A 23,540-nucleotide genomic window follows, 5' to 3' on the forward strand; every position below is an offset into this window, starting at 1 on the left:
AAACATTGAGTTATTGCATTATTCGGTGGAAAAGAGTACTTTTGCACATCTATATTGATAAACATGAAAAAGTACATCGTTATGGCCATCCTTTCTGCTGGAGTATTATCTTCATGCGGAGAGTACAATAAAGTGCTGAAGAGCACAGACAACGAATATAAATACGAAGCTGCAAAGAGTTATTTTGCAAAGGGACAAAACAGTAAGGCTGCTACTCTTTTGGAAGACTTGGCATTGATCATGAAAGGAACGAGCAATGCGGAGGAGTCTGCATATATGTTAGCTATGACTTACTATAATCAAGGAGACTATATTACAGCTTCGCATTATTTCAATACTTATTATACAACTTATCCCCGGGGAACTTATACCGAGCTGGCACGTTTTTATAGCGGCAAGGCTTTATATTTGGATACTCCTGAACCTCGTTTGGATCAGAGCAGTACATATAAGGCTATCGAAGAGTTGCAGATGTTTATTGAATACTTCCCCGAAAGCGACCGTAAGGAACTGGCCCAGAATATGATTTTCGAATTACAGGATAAACTGGTTGAAAAGGAATTCTTATCAGCTTTATTGTATTATGATTTGGGATCGTATACCGGCAACACCGTATATAGCAGTACCGGAAATAATTATCAGGCTGCGGTAGTAACGGCACAGAATATTTTGCGTGAATATCCTTATACCAAAAGACGTGAAGATCTTTCTATTCTGATTTTGCGTGCAAAATATGATATGGCAAAAGAGAGTGTGCCTGAGAAGAAAGAAGATCGTATGCGTGAAACGATAGATGAGTATTACGCATTTATCAATGAGTTCCCTGAAAGTAAATATAAAAGCGAAGTGGAACGAATATTTAAAGATGCAAGTAAGTTTGTAAAAGACGAAGAAAATTAATCAAGGTTTATAATTAAATAAAAAATTATGGATTACAAAAAGACAAATGCTCCTACCAATACCGTAACTCGCGACTTGATGGAACTGTGTGAAGATACTGGTAATATCTACGAAACAGTAGCAATCATCGGCAAGCGAGCAAATCAGATTGCGGTAGAAATGAAGAATGACTTGTCAAAGAAACTGCAAGAGTTTGCTTCTTACAATGATAATTTGGAAGAAGTTTTCGAAAACAGAGAGCAAATTGAGATTTCACGCTATTATGAAAAATTGCCGAAACCAACTCTGATTGCTACTCAGGAATATATTGAAGGTAAGTTATATTACAGAAACCCTGCTAAAGAAAAGGAAAAGTTACAGTAAGAAAATATTAATTGAACACAGAAACGCATAATTGCAGGAAGTGATTTTATATCTCTGTGAGGATGCGCTTCTGTGTTCTTTTTTTGTTATATCCTCGTATTTCTAATATTATTTGATTATGATACAACGTATTCAGACTGTTTATTTGCTTATTGTTGCCATTTTTATGGTGCTGATGATGTCTTTTTCTGTGGGACATTTTTATACGGAAACAAGCGTGTCAGACATGACAAATCTGGCTGTTATTGCTCCGGATGGAACTATGAATTATGCTCCCTGGGCATTGTTTGCCATTCTTATGGTTGTAGCAATTCTTTCACTTGTTACAATATTTCTGTATAGAAAGCGTATGTTGCAGATCCGTCTGACATTGTTCAGCAGCATTATTCTTGTGGGATATTACGTAACACTGGCAGCGTTTGTGTGGGGAACACTGAAAGAATGTGGCAGTTTTACTCCATCATGGACTTTATGTCTGCCTCTGATTTCAATCATCCTGAACTGGTTGGCTATTCGTGCTATCGGAAAGGATGAAATGCTAGTAAAAGCATACGAGCGTTTACGCTAAAAATATTATTCTTTTTAAAAAGTAATATCCCGGCAAACAGGAAGTATCCATAGTTTGCCGGGATATTTTTTTGTGGGTTTCATTTGATGTTAACCTTCTTTGCAACATTGACTTCAGTGCAAAGAAGGTTAACTGTTTTTTTACAAGAGAAAAATTATTTGCTCCCTGCTGTTATTTTAAGCAGAAAATCAGCAAAAGCCAATGCTGATTTTTTCCGGTAACTTCCTTGAGGCCAGAATAAAAATCCACGTGATGTTAAATGGTCATTGCAGAGAATGGGTATTTGTACTAGTCCGGCTTCTCCGCGTACAGCTGCCTGTGTCAGTATGGTTGCCCATTGTCCACTTTTCAGTGCGTGAATAATTGTATGGACGTCGTCCATTTCTACACCTACAGTCAGTTCCAATTGATGTTTACGACAGAGTTCTTCGATTTTCTTTCTTGTCGCAAATCCTCGTTCGGGCAGTATCAGAGGAGTTTCTGAAAGTCGTTTCAGCGTAATGGAAGATAAGCCTGCCAGAGGATGAGAACTGCGAACAATGAACTGTAGACGAGAAGAAAAAAGTGGAATTGTTTCAAAATCATCGGTGAGATCTTCAGGCTTAAACGACAATACAAAATCAAGGCCACTTCCATCCAGTTGCTTCAAAAGTTCTTCGGAAGTTGCAAAAGTGATTTCTACTTTAATTTTGGGATAGGCCCGATTGAAAAGTTGTAATGCTGCTATCAGCAAGGGACTCATGCTATAAGTTACGCCTATGTGAAGCACGCCGGTTTCAATACCTTTCAAATCACGGATAATTTGTTTCCCGTCTTCAGCATCGTAGATAGCTCGTGCAGCATAAGGCAAGAAAGCTTGTCCGGCTTCAGTCAGTACGATACGTTTGCCGATACGGTCGAAAAGCAGAACATCCAGTTCTTCCTCCAACTGCTTGATCTGCTGGGAAAGTGTACTTTGGGAGATATGCAATATGCGTGCAGCTTCCGAGAAATTCTGCCGTTCACACGCTTCTTTGAAGTACTTCAGTTGTCGCAATTCCATGCATTAATCGTTTTTATCTATAAGACTTATCGGAAAATAGAATTTTGCAAATATATACAAATAATTTTCATTCCGCTATCTTTATACAAAACAAAAACAAACAAGATGAAAAAGATAATTGGTTCTGATTGGGGTTATTCAATTACTATCTTATCGATGATGAGGAGTTTGAAAGTGGATAAACGAAAAACTTTATATATCGAGTTACTATGAAAGCTGCCGTTTTGTATTATAGTCACAAAGGAAAGACTGCCGGATATGCCCGTGAAATAACAATGTATCTCTGGTCGAAAGGTCTGAATGTCAGCCTGAGTTCTGTATCTGATGCTGTTCCGGAAAAACTGTCAGACTGTGATTTCCTTGTTTCCGGATGCTGGACCTGTGGATGGTTTGTGGTTGGACAGCACCCCCACAAGCGCTGGAAGGCTTTCAGCCGGCGAATTCGTGGACTTGTAAAAGCAGAACGTACGCTTTTCTTTACCACTTATAAGTTTCGGACGGGTAGCATGTATACTTGTATGAAGCGTACGATGGGTGTTCCTGCCTCGTGTTCAGTCCCTTTCTTAAAATCCCGCACCGGATTTCTGACAGAATCGGATAAAAAACAATTGGACCAGTTTATCGCTATGTATTCTATTCATTAACTATTTTATAATGTAATATTGTATGGAAAATAAAAAACTTACAACTGCTTCAGGTGCGCCTGTAGCCGACAATCACAATGTTGCCACCGCTGGACGCCGTGGGCCGATGCTTTTACAAGATGTCTGGTTTCTGGAGAAGCTGGCTCATTTCGATCGCGAAGTGATTCCAGAACGACGTATGCATGCCAAAGGTTCAGGAGCCTTCGGTAAGTTTACTGTAACTCATGATATTACTCCGTATACCAAAGCTGCTATCTTTTCTGAGATTGGAAAAGAAACAGAAGTTTTTGTCCGTTTTTCTACGGTAGCGGGCGAGCGCGGAGCCGCCGATGCAGAGCGTGATATTCGCGGATTTGCCATTAAATTTTATACTGAAAAGGGAAACTGGGATTTGGTAGGAAATAATACACCGGTATTCTTTTTGCGCGATCCATTAAAGTTCCCGGATTTGAACCATGCGGTGAAGCGTGATCCGCGTACCAACATGCGTAGTGCCCGCAATAACTGGGATTTCTGGACATTGTTGCCCGAAGCACTTCATCAGGTTACCATTACGATGAGCGACCGAGGCATTCCGGCTTCCTACCGTCATATGCACGGTTATGGCAGTCATACGTTTTCATTTATCAATGCTGAAGGAAAACGTACCTGGGTGAAGTTCCATCTGCACACACAGCAAGGTATCAAAAATCTGACCGATCAGGAAGCGGAAGCTATTATAGCCAAAGACCGTGAAAGCCATCAGCGGGATTTGTATGAAAGCATCGAAAGGGGAGATTTCCCTCGCTGGACAATGTACATCCAGTTGATGACTGAGGAACAAGCCAAAGAGTGTCCTTTCAATCCGTTCGATCTTACTAAAGTATGGTCACAGAAACAATATCCGCTGATTGAAGTGGGTGTGTTGGAATTGAACCGTAATCCCGAAAACTATTTTGCAGATGTTGAACAGGCTGCATTTAATCCGGCAAATGTCGTTCCGGGTATCAGCTTCTCACCCGACCGTATGCTTCAAGGTCGCCTCTTCTCTTATGGCGATACCCAGCGCTACCGTTTGGGAGTAAATCACCATCAGATTCCGGTAAACCGCAGCCGTTGCCCGTTCCTGAATATGTATCATCGGGATGGACAGATGCGTGTCGATGGCAACCATGGCTCTACATTAGGTTACGAGCCCAACAGTTATGGCGAATGGCAGCATCAGACAGAATACAAGGAACCTCCTTTGGAACTTGATGGAGCTGCATATCAGTGGGAGTATCGTGAAGATGACTCCGATTATTTCTTTCAAGCTGGCGATTTGTTCCGTTTGATGACTCCAGCCCAGCAACAAGTTTTGTTTGAAAATACAGCAAGAGCTATGGGAAATATTCCTGAAGAAATAAAACTGCGTCATATCCGTAATTGTATGAAAGCTGATGCAATTTATGGTAAGGGAATAGCAGAGGCATTGGGTATATCTCTGACACATCCGGGGCTAGCAGAAGCTTGACCGGCTTTCGCACAAAAAATAAATGAGGCAGATTCTCGTAATGAGATGTAAAAATGCCTTAAGCTATTGTAGATTATAGCAAAAGAATCCCTCTGTTACAACCTTGAATCATGACAGTATAAGGTAAGAACAGAGGGATTTTATCTTTTCACCAAGGCGAAGAGAATGTTTCACAGAAGTGAACATATCGTTTTACTTTAGTGAGGCGATGTGACCACGTTGGGTAAACTTCCAATTTTAGGGTATCCCCTTTTAGACGGGCGCCAGTCGGCACCCGTCTAAAAAAAATCTACAAATTTAACGATTATTATTTGCATATTGTCATGGGAAGAAGGTTTTCGTAATCCGTTCTTCCCTTTTTTAATTCTCTGAGCAGCTTGCAGAAGTAATCCCTGAAGGAAACTCCTGCCTGTTTGCAGGTTTCTATAAAGGTATTATAGATTGCGGAGCTCTGTATTCCTTTCACGCTTCCGAAGAACAGGCTGTTCTTTCGTTGGACAGTGATTGGTCTTATCGCTCTTTCTGCTGCCATATTGTCTATGGAGTATTCACCGTCATTTCTGTAGGCGAAGATCTGATTCCAGAAGTTCTTCAGATAGTTGAGGGCCTTGCCCATAAGTTCGCTTCGGTTCTCATCCGGATTTGCCGGCAGATCATAAAGCTCTGTCCTTATCTTATCGATGATTTCCGTCGTTTCCTTACTGTTCCTTCTGCGGTAAATCTCGTCTGCGGTAAATTTTTCCCGGCGATAAGTATCTTCCATGCCGTATAACTTTGCTATCAGCTCAAGGAAGATTCTTGCCTGCAGGCTTCCCTGGTCGAAGGCATACTTGAACTTTGCCCTTGCATGAGCCAGACAGCAGAGATGATCTATATCCATAAGTTCGTTGTCAAGATACATATATACGTTATAACCGTCACTCTGCAGTGATTTGATTTTTGCATCACCAAGGAACTCCTTCAACACATTTCTGTTCCTGCCTCCATGTTTCTGTACACCTTCATCATCCGTTGTATCCTCATAAAAGAAGATGACTATACGCGCTTTTCTGTTTACCAGACACCACATATAGGTCTTTCGTTTCTTATTGTATGCGTGATAGCGGAGCCATGTCTCGTCCACATTCACGTTGGCACCGTCCTGAAGGGCAATCTTCTTGAGGGCAGGTATCAGCTTATTGAGCTGCATGGCGCCTTTGTCGGCCCAGTTCAGCAGGTTCTGCACAGAGGTGTTCCAGTCCATATCCGACAGACGGTTCTTCGCCTCCCTGTATGCCGGTGTTGACATCCGGAAGCGGTTAAACATCAGATACGAGAGCATGTTTGCCGTAATGCTTGTACCCGGTACTATCTCGTCATAAAGGCTGGTCCGGACGTCATCCTTCATAGGAAGGAACATGCTTTCAATCCTGCCGTCGGCATGCTTCACCTTAAGCACCTCAAAGTGATGTTCCTCAATATGGCTCACAATGTTTCTTATTTTACGGTAGCTTGACGATATTACAACAGAACCCTCAGTAAGCATTGTATAATCGGACTTGTGTATAATCGGTGTACCTACACAAGCCTTATTGTATGTCATTCCTTTCCTGTATGGTCTTTCCTTGGAAAGGGAAGCCTTCGGAGTATCCTGCGTGCCGCATGATGCGGAAGAGTCCGGCTGTGGAACCTCGCCTGATGGAGCAGTAGGAGTACCGTCAAAATCATCCTTGTCATCATGCTTCCCTTTTACGACCCTTTTACGGTCAATACCTTTGAGACTTCCGGAAGAGGCATAGGCCTGGGTATTCATAATGGAAAGACGCTCAACAAGGGCATTATGCTTCTTCTCAAGCTTTCTGTATTCCTTGTCGCGAAGTTTGTATTCAATAGCAGCCTTCTCAACCTTGCTGTTTGCCTCAAGCAAGGCTTTCAAAAGAGAGGCATTCTCACGTTTGACTTCCTTCAGGTCTTTTCCTATTTCATCAAGCCGTGCTATCATTTCATCAAGCTGCCTGCTCTTTTTCTGATTCTCCTCAAACAGGAACAGGGCGAACCTCTTTATCTGCTCATTATCCATACCTTCAAGGGGTGCATGCTCCTTTTCGGGTCTGTTCATCATCTCTTCAAGATGCTTGCGTCTGAGTGTGTTTTCTATGAGTTCTTCCAGTTCCATGTTCTCTGATATTTTATGTAAAGATACTCATTTTCAATGAGACATACAAATATTTAGAGAACTTCTATCGCTGATTGTCAGAGTTTTATCTTTAAATTCTTATACTCGTTATTACTGGAGTTTCAAGTATCGTGACCAGGTCTTTCCAGTCTATTTTATATACTGTCACATCGTCCTTGCGCTCTATTTTCATGAACTTATAGCCCTTAATGAAAGACTTCTCATGAAGGTAGTAGGCATTGCGCTCATAGTGTATCATACGAACCTTGCGCCGGTCTTTAGACATGAACATGTAAACATCACCATTCAATGGATCACGGTGGTATCGACCTCGGATTATCTCGCATATACGCTGAGCCTTGCATCTCATATCGTGAAGCTCAGGAAGGTAGTAGAAGTTGTGAAGACCGTTGATGCTCAGCATAAGCCCTCCAGTTTCCCTACCAGTGTTTTCAGCCCCTGATAGTCTAAGCCTTTCTTCTGTATGCACAAGCCCTCACGAGTTCTTATCGTCACCATAATGCTTCCTTTATGGGGAGTTGTACGTTTGGGCTTGTCTTTAGCAACCTCCTGTCGTTCTTCATTACCTGTCCGAATCAGCTCTTCCGGAATTCCTTCAACTTCTACAGGTACAACCTTTTTCTGTGTCTTCTTGAACCAGTCATAGAATGCCGTGTATGGAATATTGTTGCCAATGCAGAACGAGTTGATGGAAACTCCATTGGGCTCACCCTCGGTTTTGTAGAGGAACCACAGTCTTTCAAAATCTTTTTCGCTAAACATAATCTTTCGAGTTTTAAGTTTAGCACGAAGGTATGCGAAAGAAACATGCTAGTCAATACGCCAATTTTGGAAGCTTACAGCTAGAACGAAAATTTGTTAGTCGATAAAGCGTTTGGTCAGCTCATCAAATTCGTCTATTCTTCTATCACGCAAGAATGGCCACCAGCGACGAACATTTTCGCTTCGGTTCATATCTATCTCTACTACGAGATTTTCTTCTTTCAGATTGCTTGCTTGTGCAAGAATTTCTCCTTGTGGTCCGGCTACGAAGCTATTTCCCCAAAATTGGATGCCATTGGTTTGTCCGGAAGGATCAGGTTCAAGTCCTACTCGGTTTACGGCGATGACAGGAAGTCCGTTTGCAACAGCATGACCGCGCTGTACTGTTACCCATGCTCCAAGCTGACGCATCTTTTCATCTTGTGTATCACTGCTTTCCCATCCGATTGCTGTTGGATAAATAAGTAGTTCTGCACCTTTTAAAGCCATCAGTCTGGCTCCTTCTGGATACCATTGATCCCAGCATACTTGAACACCTAGTTTACCCAGACTTGTTTCTATTGGCTCAAATCCCAGATCACCTGGAGTGAAATAGAATTTTTCATAATAGGCAGGATCATCTGGTATATGCATTTTACGATATTTTCCCGCAATACTTCCGTCAGTGTCGAATACAACGGCTGTATTGTGATAAAGTCCGGGTGCACGACGCTCAAATAGTGAAGTAACCAATACTATATGATAAGCTGCTGCTATTTCACTATAAAATCCGGTTGACGGTCCGGGGATAGGCTCTGCCAGATCAAATAAAGATGTATCTTCTGTTTGACAGAAATAGGGAGTATTATGTAATTCCTGTAGAACAACAAGTTGTGCACCGGCTTGTGCAACAGAAGCAATATTACGGTGCAATTTTTCCAAATTTATTTTCAGGTCATTCGTACATGCTTGTTGTACAATACCTACTCGAATGGTTCTTTTCATATCGGTTAAAATTTTAATGTTTGCTGTTTTTTACACTTTCCGGATATTGCATGGTAACGCAATGCAATGAGCCATGCTGCTTAATTAGTGGGCAACAATCTATTCCTACAATATCTTTTTCAGGAAAAGCTTGTGCTAATATCTGAGCAGCCTTTTGATCGTTATCCGGTTGGTTGTATGTCGGATACAATATGGCATCATTCATTATCAGGAAATTGGCATATGTTGCAGGCAGACGTTCACCTTCTTCATCATAAATAGCTGTTGGCATAGGCAGAGGAAGCAAGCGGTATGGTGTATTCTCCAGTGTGCGGAACGTTTTCAGCTGTTCTTCCATTTTAATGAGTTCATCATAATGTTCATCTGCGCTATCTGTACATTGTACATAAACAATAGTGTTGTCCGGACAAAGTCTAGCCAATGTATCTATGTGGCTGTCAGTATCATCACCTGCAAGGAATCCGTGATCCAGCCATAAAACTTGTTGAAGATTAAATCTTTCTTTTAAGTATAGCTCTATATCCTCACGCGTCATTACGTCGTTCCGATTAGGAGCGAGGAGACAGGTAGAAGTTGTAAGCATGGTTCCTTTACCATCACTTTCGATAGATCCTCCTTCAAGTATAAAGTTACGACAGTTTGTATAACTCCCTTTTAACAGATTGCTCTGATATAAATTCCAGTTTATCAGATTATCTTTATTTGCTGCAAACTTCATTCCCCAACCATTAAAACAGAAATCTAACAGCAGGGGAGTCCCGTCATTTTGGAGCAATGTGATAAAGCCGTGATCGCGTGCCCAAGTATCGTTGGTCGGGCATTTTACAAAATGTATATTGTCTTTATATTTGAAGTCTTTTAATTTTTCTGGATATTCAGGGGCAATCAGTAAAAGAGGTTGCCGAGAAGCTATTTCACTGGCGAGGTTGAAAAAACATGTTTCTACTTCATCTAACATGTAGTTCCAGTCGGTTCCGCTATGCGGCCACGTCAGCTGGATGTAGCTTTGTGGATGCCATTCGGCGGGTAAGAAATAATTCTTTTCCATAATGAGATAGTTTGTTTTATAATGTTGTTGTTCTTTTCTTATTGGCTGTTGCGCTTGCTGCGACGTTTTAATAGAATCCAGTCAAATAATTCGCGCCAGTTCGTAAAATCTTTTTTATACATTAAACCTATTCCTTGTGTTGTCAGAGTAGATTTTGTAAAGTATCTGTCGTTGGTCTGATTATATCCTTTCAAGCGGAAATCACCGTTTTTAGTCAGTAGCCACATTGCTTCAAAATCTCCTACGAAGTTGGTGTTACGCATAGGGTTATCGCGGTAACCGAAATTACCATTAATAATTAATCGGTTGTTAAGCAGTCTTCCTGAAAGAATAGCTTCTGCCTCTACGTCAGTCCACCCTTTATCGCCTGTACTTAAATTGGTTCCCACGTTCCAGTTCTGGCTGTCTATTACTTGAGAAAGCATATTATTTAACTGTCCGGAAAGTGTGCTGAAAGCCAGTGAACTTGTTGCATCCGACTGATTGGCATTGTTGGCATAATCAAAGGTATAAAACTTTCCAATACTCAACAAATAAATGATTTGTGTATTCATTTGCTCTTCTGTACTGGTTAAACTTCGTACCAATTCCCGGTCTTCATCGCTAACGGTCGGCAAGTCCAGGTCGAATTTTAATGTAGGAGCCGTCAGGTTACCTCTCAGATTCAGTAAACAGTTTACCTTTACAGTTCCTTTGGTATTTGAAGCATCAGCCACTAAATCATTTAATGAAGCAGAGTTAACGGTATAAACAGCCTGTACATCCAGATTGGCTTCTCGTGGATTTCCGTTGAATGAAACTGTTCCTCCTGATTGCAGGATGAAATCTTTATGGATAACATTCTGCATGCTCATTTTGTATATTCCTTCTTCGATATTGTAGTTACCGAAAATCTGGAAATCTCCTTTATTATAATAGTTGATACGCAGGTTGCCGGTTCCGTTTGCAGAAATGTTATCTCTTGCTATAGGATCCATGACGATACGCATGGTAGCAGCCGGAGTTGCTTCTATCTGGAGATTAATGTGGGTATCAGTAGGAGTGTCTTCTTCCTCCTTATTATCTGTTTTGTTTAAATGATGATATAATTCAGTCTGAATGTTTTCTTGCTGTCTTCGGGGAGTCTTATCCACAAATTTTATAAATTGTGTATTGGTTGCTTCAGCTGCTGTGGCGGTTACGTATGTAAACTTTGTTTGTGGATCAGTTCGTAATGTCCCGTCCACAGTAAGTGTATTGTTTCCCCCGCGCAGCAACACTTCTCCAGTTGTATATATTTTACCATAGAAAGGGAATTCAGGTGTTTCCTTTTCCGTGTGATATACCAGCATATTGTTTGTGTTGAACCGGAAATCATACATCAGGTTCTTTAGTTTTGTATGTCTGAGTGCGCCATTAACTAACCCGGTATGTCCTTCGGGGTCTGTTACTTGTATGTTGTCGAAGGCAAAGTGCCCTGAGCTTATACGGAATGAGTCTGCATGAGCGGTGAATGATGTATTAAGGATATTTACTTTCATGCTGGCATCTGCTTGAGCACATCCCTCTAAGTCAAGTCCGGAGAAAGGACCGTATAATCGGACACGTCCAAAGACTCTTCCCTGCATATTTGTAAATATATTCTCTACAAAAGGCTGCAGGAAGGAAAGATTTGTACCTCCTGCCTGAATATTTAAGTTTAATCCTTTTTCCTTAGGCGAAACATACCCGGTTACATTAGTGAAGTAATGATCATTCTCTTTTATGTCGGCATGTAAGCGTACTCCTCCTAATTCATTGTCCCATTCACCTCTTATATCTCCCTGACCTAATAACGCATCGTTCAGCGAAAAGTCTTTTACGTTGAGTCGGGTATACATCACCGGATTGTCAAGTACATTATGTAAGTGTACACGTCCAGTTACTAGACCATTGAATTTAACTGCATGAAACTGAATTATATCCATTACATATTGTAAGTTGATATTGCTCAAATCCACCAGACAAGAGTCTGTTGTTTCCTTTCCAATACGTCCGTTTGCACGTACATATTGGTTTTGATGCTCAAATAGAAAGTTGTCGATTTCTATCAGGTTTTTATCAATGGTTATTTGTGATGGATGTATTTTCCATATCGTATCATTTAAAATAATTTTGCTTGGACGCAGGTCTATCATCGTTGATAAGCGATTACTTTCTTCTGACTTACGGAAACTTGTAATAGCTTCTACCATACCGCTAAAAGTGGAAGGAACATTATTCCCCCAATGGATGGTCGTTTTTAATTTATCGTCGTTGACCCGAGAATTTACAGCCAAATTAATCATTGCACCTTTTTGCAGACGTTTGTTTATACGCACTTGGCATTGCAGTTCATCTGAAGTGTTATTACACAATAACGTTCCTGATTCGAAATATGAGTCGTTGTAAACAAATGCTGGAAGATAACCTCTAATTTGCAACCGTGTACGGTTATCATCAAAATATCCGTTTAATGTAGCCGGCATGTATAGTTCAACAGGGATTTTGAATACCTTTGAGAATAACTCTGTATCTTCCAACTGGAAATTGAACTGAAAATCATTGTTTGTTTCAGGTAATTCCTTGTTGAGAACGAGTAATGACGGAATGTACCGTTGCAATGTCTTCAATATACTTGCTGGAAGAGTACGGTAAGAATAGTTCCCTTTGACAAAGCCATTGAGGAAAGGAGAACGGATTTCTATTTGTTTTTCCTGACTATTACTTACGTTTCCGGCAAATATGCTTAAGTTTTTTAAGAAATAACATTGATCTTTTTCTGGAGCGTTGACCTGTACGCTGTCAATACTGATTTTTCCCTTCATGTCATCAATGGAGTGTCCGCTGAAGTCGGCAGTCAGATTCAGTGACATATCTGTATCTTTATATTGGTCTGTCAGATTCAGATCGTTAGGGCGGAAGTTACGTACCACAGCTTTTAGATTGAAATCAGGCACAGCTTGTCGTGTCGCAACATGTCCGTTTATCTCAATGTTTGCATTGCTGTCGTTCAAAGATAATTTTCCGTTAAATCCTCCTGGAGTATATTGTCCGTCAAGCATGATGTTGCGGTACTCATACTGCTTGTATGTAAACGAAGAAATTACTCCCTTAATATATGATTCAGCTTTGCCATCATGATATTTGAAACCTTGCAATTCTATGTCGAATGTTGTGCTTCCCAGTGTCTTTTCCTGGTTTAACAAGGTTCCTAATTGTAATTCCGGACTGATTATTTTTCCAGAATAAGAACGTAGATGGGTTAATGTATCGGAATGCATGGTTACATTGGCCCGAATACTTCCTACATCTGTAAGAAGTGTACCATGTGTTGTTAATTGATTCAGATAACCGGAAATATCTCCGTTGAAACTTATGTCCCCAATCCGTTTCAGAATATCGGGAACATTGTTCTTGCCACTTAGGTTATAAAGTAACCAGTTAATACCTTCTTTATCTACTTCCAGTTGCGACAGGTTACCGAAAAGGAACATATTATTTTTTTCGTTCCAGTGGTTTATCATAGCTTCTGCTTTCAGCAAAAGACTTTGAGTATTGTTTGATATATAAATGTCTGTACACTTGGTTTGATATCCTTTTCCGTCCAACGACATGCGCAGGTTTACAGCTTCATTGAAATGAGCTAGTGCAGGTACAAACATGGCAAAGTCAGCCAGCGTAATACGGGCTCTCATATGAGCCATATACCGTGTGTCATTGTTTATTACAGGAGCAGATGAGGCACTGTCGTATGTTGCAGCAAGCGTATCTATATTCAGTTCACTGTTAGGAAAAGAAACTTCAATATTGTTTGCCTGTAATCCATGGTGGTTGGCTGTAATTTTCAGTGCCAGTTTCTTTAATTTGAATCCACTTTGTTCGTTGAAACTTATACGTTTGATTTGCGCATTGAGAGAATCAGGCGTTAAGGCTTTCAGTGAAAGTGTTGCTGAAAGATTCTGTATGCCTAAATGGTTTGAATTGAAACGTCCAGGAGTTTGAGCTTCGGAAAGTAAGTCATAGTAGACCTGTCCGCGACGAATCAATACGGAATTAATACGCAGATCGATGGTTGATTTTTTCTTGATTGTATCTTTTGAGGCAAATGCATCAAGTACAAACTGGAAATTTGTCTTACTGTCAGGGGTCGGACGGTTGAGGTGAGCGTTCAGACCAAAAAGCTGTACACTGCTGATGCGTATTTTGCCGTGTAATAAAGACGATAACTCCATCTTAGCAGATAAACGGTTTATTTTCAGCAGCTCCTTGCCAGACTTGTCTTCCAGATATACATTCTGTATAATGACACGGTTCAGCAGTCCTAAATCGATATTTCCGATTCTGACCTCAGTCTGCATGATACGGCTGAGCTCTTGAGCCGTAAAATCGGATAGCCGTTTTTGAATAAAAGGAATACTCAAAACGGCGATAATTCCGAAATAGCATACCAAAGCTAATATGATGGTAGATCGGACAATATGTTTTATACTTCTGAACTTGCTCATGGGTATGACTCAAAAATTAATCAAAATTACAAATATCGCTCGAAGTAATCTATATTTTACCTTCTTATTTTATTATTTTTAAAATACAAATTCGTACTTTTGGCACATTATTTAGAAACTAACACATTTAAGGTATATGAAGAAGAACATAATGTTAGCATGCCTGATGGCAATGGCATTGGGAGCACAGGCTCAACAGGGGGGGATTACACAAGACATGTTGAACCAAATCAAAAGCAGCTATAAGCATACGCCGGCAGATAAGGCTATTTATAATGCCATGGCTGAAACCAGTATAGCTGTACTTGCGAAAAATCATGAAAATCTGGTAAATTTCGATACTAACTTCACAAATAAAGTTGTTTCACATGGCATAACAGACCAGCAGCAGTCTGGACGTTGCTGGCTTTTTACCGGATTGAACGTATTGCGTGCTCAGATGATGGCTAAATATGGTCTGGACGAAATGGAGTTCTCTCAGAACTATTGCTTTTTCTACGACCAGCTAGAGAAAGCTAATCTTTTCTTGCAGGGAATTATTGACACGCGTGAAAAACCAATGGATGATAAGATGGTAGAGTGGTTATTCCGCAATCCTATAAGCGACGGAGGACAATTTACTGGTATTTCAGATGTTATAGGTAAGTATGGAGTAGTTCCATCTTCGGTTATGCCAGAAACCTATAGTAGTGAAAACACATCACAGATAGCTCGTCTGGTTGGCTTGAAGTTGAGAGAGTTCGGTCTGCAATTACGTGATGAGGCTGCAAAAGGAGTAAAGGTTTCTGCACTTGAAGCTAAAAAAACAGAAATGCTTTCTACCGTTTATCGTATGCTTGCCTTAACATTCGGTGAACCTGTGGAACGTTTTACGTGGACTATGAACGGTGAAACGAAGGAGTATACTCCACAGTCTTTTTATCAGGAATATTTGGGAAATGACTTAACCAATAATTATGTCATGCTGATGAATGACCCCAGTCGTGAATATTATAAATGCTACGAAATAGATTTTGACCGTCATGTTTATGATGGAAAGAACTGGACTTACGTCAATTTACCTGTTGAGGATATAAAAGCAATGGCTATTGAATCAATAAAGGATAGTACAATGATGTATTTCTCTTGTGACGTCGCGAAATTCTTAGACAGTAAACGTGGTACTCTCGATTTAAAGAATTTTGATTATGAATCACTGATGGGTACTACGTTCGGAATGAATAAGAAACAGCGTGTCCAGACCTTTGCCAGTGGATCCAGCCATGCTATGACTTTGATGGCTGTAGATTTGGATAAAGACGGTAAGCCGAAGAAATGGATGGTTGAAAACAGTTGGGGAGCAGAGGCTGGTTATAAGGGACATCTGATTATGACCGATGAGTGGTTTGACGAATATATGTTCCGTCTGGTAGTAGAAAAGAAATATGTACCAGAAAAGGTACTGAATATTTTGAAGCAGAAGCCAATCCGTCTGCCGGCATGGGACCCAATGTTTGCTCCAGAAGAATGATGAGCAGATAAGTTTGTTTATATATTTTTGTAGACGTCCTGATGTTTATTCTGAAAACCTGTATTTTCAGAAAACATCAGGACGTTTATTTTTGGCTTTAGGGTTGTTTTTCTCTTCCTTTTTGCTTAATTTCGTAATTATCCTTAATTTAAAATCTGATTCTTATGAAGAAATATCGGAAAGCAAAATCGAAGTATATTGCTGTCTGTTCGTTAACCTTATGGTTATATCAGCCTGTAAATGCACAAATAGAGATTACAACTCTTCCGGATAGTGTGATAACGGTTGGATACGCTCGGGGTACACTGAAGAACATATCCGGTTCGGTAGAACAAATTACCGAACAGCAAATGAATAAAGAGCAAATAACTAATCCGCTGGAAGCTATTCAGGGACGAGTACCAGGATTGACTATCATGAAAAGCAGTAATGGTACAGCAGCTTTGGAATCTGTCCGAATGCGAGGAACCACTTCGTTGACAAGTGGTAATGATCCATTGATAATTGTAGATGGGGTGTTGGGCGATTTAAGTATGCTGACTTCGATTTATCCGACCGATATAGAAAGTTTTACAATCTTGAAAGATGCCTCAGAAACAGCGCAGTACGGTTCTCGTGGTGCCTCGGGTGTGATTAATATTACAACAAAAAAAGGAATCTCTGGTAAAACGCGTATTAATTACAACGGAAGCTTTGGCATTGCCCATGCTTATCGTCATCTGGATATGCTCTCTGGCGATGAATATCGGAAAGTAACAAGCGAAAATGGAATTTCTATTCTGGATAAAGGCTGTAATACTGATTTTCAAAAAGAAATAGAACAATTGGGCTTGCAGCAGAATCATAACATTGCTTTTTATGGTGGAGGAGATGCTTCCAACTATCGTGTTTCTTTGGGCTATCTGAACCGTGAGGGAGTGATACAGAATGAAAGCATGAAGCTTTTTACATCGAATATGAATATGTCGCAAGATATATTCGATAAATTTATCCAATGCGAACTTGGACTGTTTGGATCAGTCAAGAAAAACCGGAATTTGTTCGATTATCAGAAAACTTTTTATTCGGCAGCGGCTTTTAACCCTACTTTCCCTAACCATAAAGATTATACGACCGACGCTTGGGACCAGATAACTACTGCCAGCCAGATAACCAATCCTTTGGCTTGGATGGAGGTCAATGATCGTGATGATGTTTCTTATTTCAGTGCTCATGCCCGTTTGAATTTTAATTTGTCGCCCGACCTGAAATTTATACTTTTCGGCTCGTATACTTATAATGATACAGAGAACTCACAGTATTTGCCCACTATAGTCTGGGCAAACGGACAGGCGTATCGTGGAAACCGCCGTTCAGAATCTGTCTTAGGAAATGCAATGCTTACGTATCGGAAACAGTTGAAAAAGCATTTCATAGATGTATTGGGCTTGGCAGAGTTGGAAAAAAATACATATACCGGATTTTATACTACGGTAACAAACTTTTCTTCCGATCTTATGGGGTTCGACAATCTTCAGGCTGGAGCTCTGCGTCCCTGGGAAGGAACAGGTTCATATTATGAGGAACCTCATCTGGCATCTTTCCTGGGGCGAGTGAATTATACATATGACGACCGTTATGTACTGACAGTCAATGCTCGTACGGATGCATCTTCAAAGTTTGGAGCAAATCATAAATGGGGCTTTTTCCCATCTGTTTCTGCTGCATGGAATGTGTCAAATGAACAGTTTATGAAGCAGATTACCTGGATTGATAATTTGAAGTTGCGCCTGGGTTATGGACTTGCTGGAAATCAGGGAGGTATAGATTCGTATACGACGATGAATCTAGTCCGGCCCAATGGAGTCGCACCTGTCGGAAATTCTCCTGTAGTGACTTATGAAACATTACGCAATATCAATCCCGATCTGAAGTGGGAAGTAAAACATACTTTCAATGCCGGTTTCGATGTGGGCTTTTATGGCAACCGTTTGCTGTTGTCTGTCAATTATTACAACTCTAAGACAACCGATATGCTTTATAATTATCGGGTAAGTGTTCCTCCTTTTACCTACAATACATTGCTCGCCAATATTGGTTCTATGCGTAACAGCGGTACAGAAATCTCTGTTGGTATTACTCCATTGAAGACCAAGGATATGGAGCTGAATATCAATGCAAATATAACTTTCCAGAAGAACAAGTTGCTTTCGCTGAATGGTATGTATAATGGCGAATATATTTCGGCCTCGGAGTATACTGTTATAGCCGGACTTGACGGGGCAGGTTTTCATGGAGGATATAATAATATTGTATATCAGATTGTAGGACAGCCTTTGGGAGTTTTTTATCTTCCTCACTGTACCGGATTGGTTCCCGATGGTAATGGTGGATATAAATATGAAATCGCCGACTTGAATGGGGGAGGTGTAAATCTGGAAGACGGAGAAGACCGTTATGTGGCAGGTCAGGCTATGCCTAAGACCTTGCTTGGCTCAAACATTAGTTTCCGGTATAAACGTTTTGATGTATCGTTGCAGATAAACGGAGCTTTCGGACATAAAATATATAATGGAACTTCACTGACTTATATGAATATGAATATTCTTCCCGACTATAATGTAATGGAGGAAGCTCCCCGACAAATGATAAAAGATCAGACCGCAACTGATTATTGGCTGGAGGATGGAGATTATATTAATTTCGATTATCTGACAGTAGGGTATGATGTTCCTCTGAAAAATACGAAGTTTTTACATAACATGCGTCTGGCGTTCACTATCAACAACTTGGGAACAATAAGCGGCTATTCGGGATTAACCCCTCTTATAAACAGTATGACCGTAGACTCTACATTGGGAGTTGATGACAAACGGACTTATCCGTTGTCGCGTACCTATACTCTTAGTTTAAGTCTTAATTTTTAAATGTTTAGCCATGAAAAAAATATATATATTATTTTTGACTTGCACTTCATTGTTCAGTATATCGTGCAGCAGTTTCCTTGAAGAAGATCCTCGGGATGGTTTATTGGGAGATAATGCTTATTCTACACTGCCGGCTCTCTATCGGAATTGTGTAGCATCGCTTTATAACTGTGTAGGCAGTTATAAAGATAGTGAAGGATTGCAGGGAACAGGGAGAGGTATCTATGACCTGAATACTTTTACGACCGATGAGGCTATTATGCCCACCCGTGGAGGTGACTGGTATGATGGTGGATTCTGGCAAGGACTCTACCTGCATCAGTGGGGAGTAAATAGCGATGCCATATTGAATACTTGGGAGTACTTGTTCCAGAGTATTAAGCTATGTAATTATTCGTTGGAGCAGATTGAACATTTCTCAGCGACACATACTGATAAAGAACTTCCGGCTTATAAGGCAGAGGTACGTGCCCTTCGTGCTATGTTTTATTATTATGCGATGGATTTATTCGGACGCATTCCTCTGCTTGTTACTTCCGATGCGGCCGGTGCGGAAATGAAACAGGCAGAGCGTGATAAGATTTTTACTTTTATCGTAAATGAATTGCAGGAGGCTGTTCCTTTCCTGAGCGAAGAGAAAAGTAATATTCCTGGTGAATATTATGGCAGAATGACAAAGCCTGTTGCTTATTTTCTGTTGGCTAAGCTGATGCTGAATGCTGAAGTATATATGGATTCCGACTGGACAGATGATGTCTTTCCGGATGGCAGAAAAATCTTCTTTACTGTAAACGGAGAAGATCTCAATGCTTGGAAAGCTGCACAATATTACTGTACACAGATTTCTCAGATGGGTTATCAGTTAGAAAAAGATTATTCTTCAAATTTTGCCATATTCAATGAGTCTTCTCAGGAAAATATTTTTGTAATACCGATGAGCAAGACTTTATACACCAACCAGATGCAATATTTGTTCCGCTCCCGTCACTATAATCATGCAAAGGCCTATGGATTAGGAGGTGAAAATGGTTCAAGTGCAACGCTTGAGGTTTTGCAGACTTTTGGGTATGGCACAGACAAAGTTGATCCTCGTTTCGATTACTGCTATTTCGCCGATGAGGTGTACGATTTACAGGGAAATCCTATTCTGCTCGACGACGGCACTCCGCTGGTATATTATCCAGAGGCAATAGTCCTCGATGTTTCCAATTCGGTATATGAACAAACAGCTGGAGCACGTATGAAGAAATATGAAGTGGATAATACAGCATTAAAAGATGGAAAGTTGATGGATAATGATATTGTCTTGTTCCGTTATGCTGACGTGTTGCTGATGATGAGTGAGGCCAAAGTGAGAAATAACGAAAATGGAACAGGAGAATTGAATGAAGTCCGTGGCAGAGTAGGAGCTTCGTATCGTGAAGCAACTCTTGAAAACTTGCTGGATGAAAGGCAGATGGAGCTGGCGTGGGAAGGCTGGAGGCGTCAGGACTTGATTCGTTTCCGTCAATTCACTCGTCCGTATAGCTTCCGTCCACAGCTTCCCGGTGAAGAAAACGGTTATACAACTGTTTTCCCGATACCTGAAAAGGTAATAGTGATGAATGGGGTACTGAAACAAAATCCGGGGTATTGACAAATTATTTTATTGGATATTCCTTTTGGGGATTTTTTGTTGTTCTTTGCATTGATTATAAGTTGTTTACGTGGTCTTGGACCTGCCTTTGAAAAAGTATATGTTCTTTTCCCGAAGATATCTCGATATTTTCGGGAAAAGATGCTGAAGAATTTATACTTTTTTGAGGGAATGTTATTAAGACTATGCTGTTGTTTTTCTTTTGTAATAAAAAATCTTCGTGGATCAGTGTTTTTTCGTTTTCGCATGTCGTCCGGATGAAATAACTTCTTGAGCTGATTCCGCCCGATTCTGATAGAATGTTTTTTCAAGGAAAATAATAGGATAAAACGCAGAATAAAGCGAATTTGAGCATTCTCACTGACGGTCAGAGAGTTTGGCTTCTGATGGCACGGAATGACATAAGGACGTAAAAACGGATTTAGGCGGATTGCAGTAAGAGATGCACTTCCAAACCATTACCCGACACCAATTGCACATTTAACGCTAACAGGCTCTATTTCTGCGTTCTGCGTAGGTTTACATTCTGCCCTTACAACTCCCATAAACTAATTTTGCACCAAACAAAAAGAATGATTATGCGGAGCACTTTCAAGACAGTCTTCTATGTAAACGGAAGCAAGGAAAAGAACGGAATTGTCCCCATCATGGGACGGGTTACAATCAACGGGACTATCGCACAGTTCAGTTGCAAACAGCACATTTCAAAGGAACTTTGGGATGCCAAAGGCAACAGGGCGAAAGGAAAGAGCCGTGAGGCGGTGGCAGTAAACTACGCCCTTGATAATATCAAGGCGCAGATAACGAAACACTACCAGCGGCTTTCCGACCGTGAGGCGTTTGTCACGGCAGAAATGGTGCGCAATGCCTACCAAGGCATCGGCACGGAGTATGAGACATTGTTGCGTGCCTTTGACAAGGAGAACGAGGCGTTTGCCAAACGGGTGGGCAAAGACCGCTCCAAGCGCACGTACCAAAAGTACCTGACCGTCCGCAAATACGTGGCAGAGTTCATAACAAGGCACTACAAGCGGACGGACATGGCGATGAACGAACTGACGGAGGATTTCATCCGTGACTACTGCCTGTACCTGCGAAACGAGGTCGGGCTGGCGCAGTCATCCGTGTGGATATACTCCATACCGTTGAAACACATCGTCACCACGGCGCACTACAACGGCAAGATACCGAGAAACCCGTTTGCGATGTACCACGTTGACCCCGACCACAAGGAACGTGGCTTTCTGACGGAGAATGAAATTCAAGCATTAAGTGCAATCAAGCTGGACAATCCCAACTTTGCATTGGCAAGGGATTTGTTCCTGTTCGGTTGTTGGACGGGCATCTCGTTCACGGACATCAAGAACCTGACCACTGACAACATTGTTGAAATGAACGGCACACCATGGATTGTGTCGAAACGCCAAAAGACGGGCGTACCGTTCCAAATCAAGCTGATGGACATCCCTATGCAGATAATCAGGCGTTACGAGCCGTTCAGAAGAGACAAGCGGCTTTTCAATATCGGCTCGCTTGACATGGTGAACAAGCGCATCAAGGCCGTGGCGAAGAAATGCGGGATAGAAAAGCCGATTTCATTCCACCTGAGCCGCCACTCCTTCGCTGTCTTGGCTCTCAATTACGGTATGCCGATAGAAAGCGTGAGCAAGATTTTGGGGCATACCAATATCACCACAACGCAAATTTACGCGCGTGCGCCCAGAATGGTCGCTTAATAAATACTTCTTTAGCAAGAAGTTAGGATTGGGTTCGATATAGTCCTATCGTCAATCAGTTTATCCAAAAGGGAAACCCGATGGAGAGTGTAGCATACTGATTAAAGCTCCAAGTCCACTAATAGTCAGGTGGCGACTGAGGGGCAAGACGAAAAGACATACATAAGGATGAAGCCTTGATTGGTTGAATGATAGTTCAGTGGTACCAAATCTTGCAACAACGGAAGACTATTATACATACGTTGTTTCATAGTACTCTGCCTATTTTGTGCGTTAGTGCAGAGCATAAAGAACCGACTATGACACAGCCGCAATAAGCGGACAAGAACGAAAGTCGCATCCGACAGTATGTCGTGCTAATAGTTATTAAGAGAACTAACTGGGGATTACCTAAGTCGGAACGCTGGAACAAACAGCTATAAAGAAAGCTTTTGAATATCCGATATGGTAACGGAACTTCCGTAGTAGTCTGAGCAAGGGAAAGCCTTGTACATGGCGAAGGGAAGTAGTCTGTAACTTTAATACAAACAACGGAAAACGTGAGAGACGTATGAGAAATCCAGAGCAAGTATTAAACATTTTAGCTGGACACAGCAATGAGCCCGAGTATAAATACGAAAGGCTTTACCGTATTCTATTCAATGAACAGATGTTCTTTGTCGCCTACCAACGTATGTATGCAAAGCCGGGCAACATGACACCCGGCACAGATGGCAAAACTGAGGATGAGATGAGCATTGACAGGATAAACAAACTCATAGAGAGTATAAAGGATGAGACTTATAGTCCCAATCCTGCAAAGAGAACTTACATTCCGAAAAAGAATGGGAAGATGCGTCCGCTAGGAATACCGTCTTTTGAAGACAAATTGGTTCAAGAGGTAGTAAGAATGGTGCTTGAAGCCATATATGAGGGACACTTTGAGTGGACATCGCACGGTTTCAGACCAAACCGAAGCTGCCACACAGCACTGAAAAGTCTACAAAACAATTTCAACGGTGCAAAATGGTTCATTGAGGGAGATATAAAAGGCTTCTTTGACAACATAGACCATAATGTGCTGATAGAAATAATGAAAGGCAGAATAGCAGACGACAGATTTCTTCGTCTGATACGGAAATTCCTCAATGCAGGGTACATGGAAGAGTGGCAATTCAACAAGACTTATTCAGGGACACCGCAAGGTGGTATCATAAGCCCTATTTTGGCAAACATATACCTAGACAAGTTCGATAAGTACATGGATGAATATGCCAACAAATTCAATA

17 protein-coding genes are annotated in these 23,540 nt (G+C 41.1%); 10 read left to right on the plus strand and 7 right to left on the minus strand.

Annotated elements, in window-relative coordinates; translation table 11 throughout:
- Positions 1-63: 63 nt before the first annotated feature.
- From BACCOP_RS15410 to BACCOP_RS15420, 3 genes are all read left to right on the plus strand, one after another.
- On the plus strand, positions 64-900 hold the full coding sequence (locus tag BACCOP_RS15410) for an outer membrane protein assembly factor BamD (RefSeq protein WP_007570777.1): 837 nt from the start codon (positions 64-66) through the stop codon (positions 898-900).
- A 27-nt stretch (positions 901-927) separates the two neighbouring features.
- Positions 928-1,263 carry a DNA-directed RNA polymerase subunit omega gene (locus BACCOP_RS15415; RefSeq protein ID WP_007570779.1) on the plus strand — a complete coding sequence of 112 codons (336 nt, stop codon included), beginning with the start codon at positions 928-930 and terminating at the stop codon, positions 1,261-1,263.
- A 118-nt stretch (positions 1,264-1,381) separates the two neighbouring features.
- Positions 1,382-1,831 carry a DUF4293 domain-containing protein gene (locus tag BACCOP_RS15420; RefSeq protein WP_007570780.1) on the plus strand — a complete coding sequence of 150 codons (450 nt, stop codon included), beginning with the start codon at positions 1,382-1,384 and terminating at the stop codon, positions 1,829-1,831.
- Between the two features lie 154 nt (positions 1,832-1,985).
- Here the strand turns inward: BACCOP_RS15420 and BACCOP_RS15425 are convergent, their stop codons facing one another.
- On the minus strand, positions 1,986-2,873 hold the full coding sequence (locus tag BACCOP_RS15425) for a LysR substrate-binding domain-containing protein (protein WP_007570782.1): 888 nt from the start codon (positions 2,871-2,873) through the stop codon (positions 1,986-1,988).
- Between the two features lie 209 nt (positions 2,874-3,082).
- Between BACCOP_RS15425 and BACCOP_RS15430 the strand changes: the two genes are divergently transcribed.
- Entirely contained in the window at positions 3,083-3,517 is a 435-nt protein-coding gene (locus BACCOP_RS15430; protein WP_007570783.1) for an NADPH-dependent FMN reductase family protein, read from the plus strand.
- A 22-nt stretch (positions 3,518-3,539) separates the two neighbouring features.
- Positions 3,540-5,009, plus strand: a complete 1,470-nt coding sequence (locus tag BACCOP_RS15435) for a catalase (RefSeq protein WP_007570784.1) — start codon at positions 3,540-3,542, stop codon at positions 5,007-5,009.
- A gap of 307 nt (positions 5,010-5,316) precedes the next feature.
- On the opposite strand, the gene tnpC is transcribed toward BACCOP_RS15435, so the two are convergent.
- The 6 genes from tnpC to BACCOP_RS15465 form a co-directional block, all read right to left on the minus strand.
- On the minus strand, positions 5,317-7,164 hold the full coding sequence (tnpC, locus tag BACCOP_RS15440; RefSeq protein ID WP_007570785.1) for an IS66 family transposase: 1,848 nt from the start codon (positions 7,162-7,164) through the stop codon (positions 5,317-5,319).
- A 91-nt stretch (positions 7,165-7,255) separates the two neighbouring features.
- The gene (tnpB, locus tag BACCOP_RS15445) at positions 7,256-7,588 is read right to left on the minus strand and encodes an IS66 family insertion sequence element accessory protein TnpB (protein ID WP_007570787.1); all 333 of its coding nucleotides are present in this window, start codon (positions 7,586-7,588) and stop codon (positions 7,256-7,258) included.
- Positions 7,582-7,947: a hypothetical protein gene (locus BACCOP_RS15450; protein ID WP_007570789.1), complete on the minus strand. Its 366-nt coding sequence runs from the start codon at positions 7,945-7,947 to the stop codon at positions 7,582-7,584. The genes tnpB and BACCOP_RS15450 overlap by 7 nt, the downstream gene beginning before the upstream one ends.
- 96 nt (positions 7,948-8,043) lie before the next feature.
- Complete coding sequence (locus BACCOP_RS15455) at positions 8,044-8,931, minus strand: carbon-nitrogen hydrolase (protein WP_007570791.1); 888 nt, start codon at positions 8,929-8,931, stop codon at positions 8,044-8,046.
- Between the two features lie 13 nt (positions 8,932-8,944).
- A complete protein-coding gene (locus BACCOP_RS15460) occupies positions 8,945-9,979 on the minus strand; it encodes an agmatine deiminase family protein (RefSeq protein ID WP_007570793.1) in 1,035 nt (344 codons plus the stop codon).
- A gap of 38 nt (positions 9,980-10,017) precedes the next feature.
- Positions 10,018-14,484, minus strand: a complete 4,467-nt coding sequence (locus BACCOP_RS15465; protein WP_007570795.1) for a translocation/assembly module TamB domain-containing protein — start codon at positions 14,482-14,484, stop codon at positions 10,018-10,020.
- A 136-nt stretch (positions 14,485-14,620) separates the two neighbouring features.
- Between BACCOP_RS15465 and BACCOP_RS15470 the strand changes: the two genes are divergently transcribed.
- From BACCOP_RS15470 to BACCOP_RS15490, 5 genes are all read left to right on the plus strand, one after another.
- A complete protein-coding gene (locus BACCOP_RS15470; RefSeq protein ID WP_007570797.1) occupies positions 14,621-15,994 on the plus strand; it encodes a C1 family peptidase in 1,374 nt (457 codons plus the stop codon).
- A 164-nt stretch (positions 15,995-16,158) separates the two neighbouring features.
- Positions 16,159-18,900 carry a SusC/RagA family TonB-linked outer membrane protein gene (locus BACCOP_RS15475; protein ID WP_007570798.1) on the plus strand — a complete coding sequence of 914 codons (2,742 nt, stop codon included), beginning with the start codon at positions 16,159-16,161 and terminating at the stop codon, positions 18,898-18,900.
- A gap of 10 nt (positions 18,901-18,910) precedes the next feature.
- The gene (locus BACCOP_RS15480) at positions 18,911-20,536 is read left to right on the plus strand and encodes a RagB/SusD family nutrient uptake outer membrane protein (RefSeq protein WP_007570800.1); all 1,626 of its coding nucleotides are present in this window, start codon (positions 18,911-18,913) and stop codon (positions 20,534-20,536) included.
- A gap of 578 nt (positions 20,537-21,114) precedes the next feature.
- Entirely contained in the window at positions 21,115-22,272 is a 1,158-nt protein-coding gene (locus BACCOP_RS15485) for a site-specific integrase (RefSeq protein WP_050756983.1), read from the plus strand.
- 550 nt (positions 22,273-22,822) lie between these two features.
- The coding region (locus BACCOP_RS15490) for a reverse transcriptase domain-containing protein (protein ID WP_007570805.1) at positions 22,823-23,540 on the plus strand (718 nt) is incomplete at its 3' end.

It is taken from the genome of Phocaeicola coprocola DSM 17136, assembly GCF_000154845.1.
Taxonomy (GTDB): Bacteria; Bacteroidota; Bacteroidia; order Bacteroidales; family Bacteroidaceae; genus Phocaeicola; species Phocaeicola coprocola.

What these genes read in the sequence shown, in the direction of transcription:
- tnpC (WP_007570785.1), bottom strand. Translation starts at nt 7,164, where the DNA reads ATGGAACTGGAAGAACTCATAGAAAACACACTCAGACGCAAGCATCTT.
- BACCOP_RS15420 (WP_007570780.1), top strand. Translation starts at nt 1,382, where the DNA reads ATGATACAACGTATTCAGACTGTTTATTTGCTTATTGTTGCCATTTTT.
- BACCOP_RS15470 (WP_007570797.1), top strand. Translation starts at nt 14,621, where the DNA reads ATGAAGAAGAACATAATGTTAGCATGCCTGATGGCAATGGCATTGGGA.
- BACCOP_RS15455 (WP_007570791.1), bottom strand. Translation starts at nt 8,931, where the DNA reads ATGAAAAGAACCATTCGAGTAGGTATTGTACAACAAGCATGTACGAAT.
- BACCOP_RS15430 (WP_007570783.1), top strand. Translation starts at nt 3,083, where the DNA reads ATGAAAGCTGCCGTTTTGTATTATAGTCACAAAGGAAAGACTGCCGGA.
- tnpB (WP_007570787.1), bottom strand. Translation starts at nt 7,588, where the DNA reads ATGCTGAGCATCAACGGTCTTCACAACTTCTACTACCTTCCTGAGCTT.
- BACCOP_RS15465 (WP_007570795.1), bottom strand. Translation starts at nt 14,484, where the DNA reads ATGAGCAAGTTCAGAAGTATAAAACATATTGTCCGATCTACCATCATA.
- BACCOP_RS15450 (WP_007570789.1), bottom strand. Translation starts at nt 7,947, where the DNA reads ATGTTTAGCGAAAAAGATTTTGAAAGACTGTGGTTCCTCTACAAAACC.
- BACCOP_RS15475 (WP_007570798.1), top strand. Translation starts at nt 16,159, where the DNA reads ATGAAGAAATATCGGAAAGCAAAATCGAAGTATATTGCTGTCTGTTCG.
- BACCOP_RS15410 (WP_007570777.1), top strand. Translation starts at nt 64, where the DNA reads ATGAAAAAGTACATCGTTATGGCCATCCTTTCTGCTGGAGTATTATCT.
- BACCOP_RS15460 (WP_007570793.1), bottom strand. Translation starts at nt 9,979, where the DNA reads ATGGAAAAGAATTATTTCTTACCCGCCGAATGGCATCCACAAAGCTAC.
- BACCOP_RS15415 (WP_007570779.1), top strand. Translation starts at nt 928, where the DNA reads ATGGATTACAAAAAGACAAATGCTCCTACCAATACCGTAACTCGCGAC.
- BACCOP_RS15435 (WP_007570784.1), top strand. Translation starts at nt 3,540, where the DNA reads ATGGAAAATAAAAAACTTACAACTGCTTCAGGTGCGCCTGTAGCCGAC.
- BACCOP_RS15480 (WP_007570800.1), top strand. Translation starts at nt 18,911, where the DNA reads ATGAAAAAAATATATATATTATTTTTGACTTGCACTTCATTGTTCAGT.
- BACCOP_RS15425 (WP_007570782.1), bottom strand. Translation starts at nt 2,873, where the DNA reads ATGGAATTGCGACAACTGAAGTACTTCAAAGAAGCGTGTGAACGGCAG.
- BACCOP_RS15485 (WP_050756983.1), top strand. Translation starts at nt 21,115, where the DNA reads ATGCGGAGCACTTTCAAGACAGTCTTCTATGTAAACGGAAGCAAGGAA.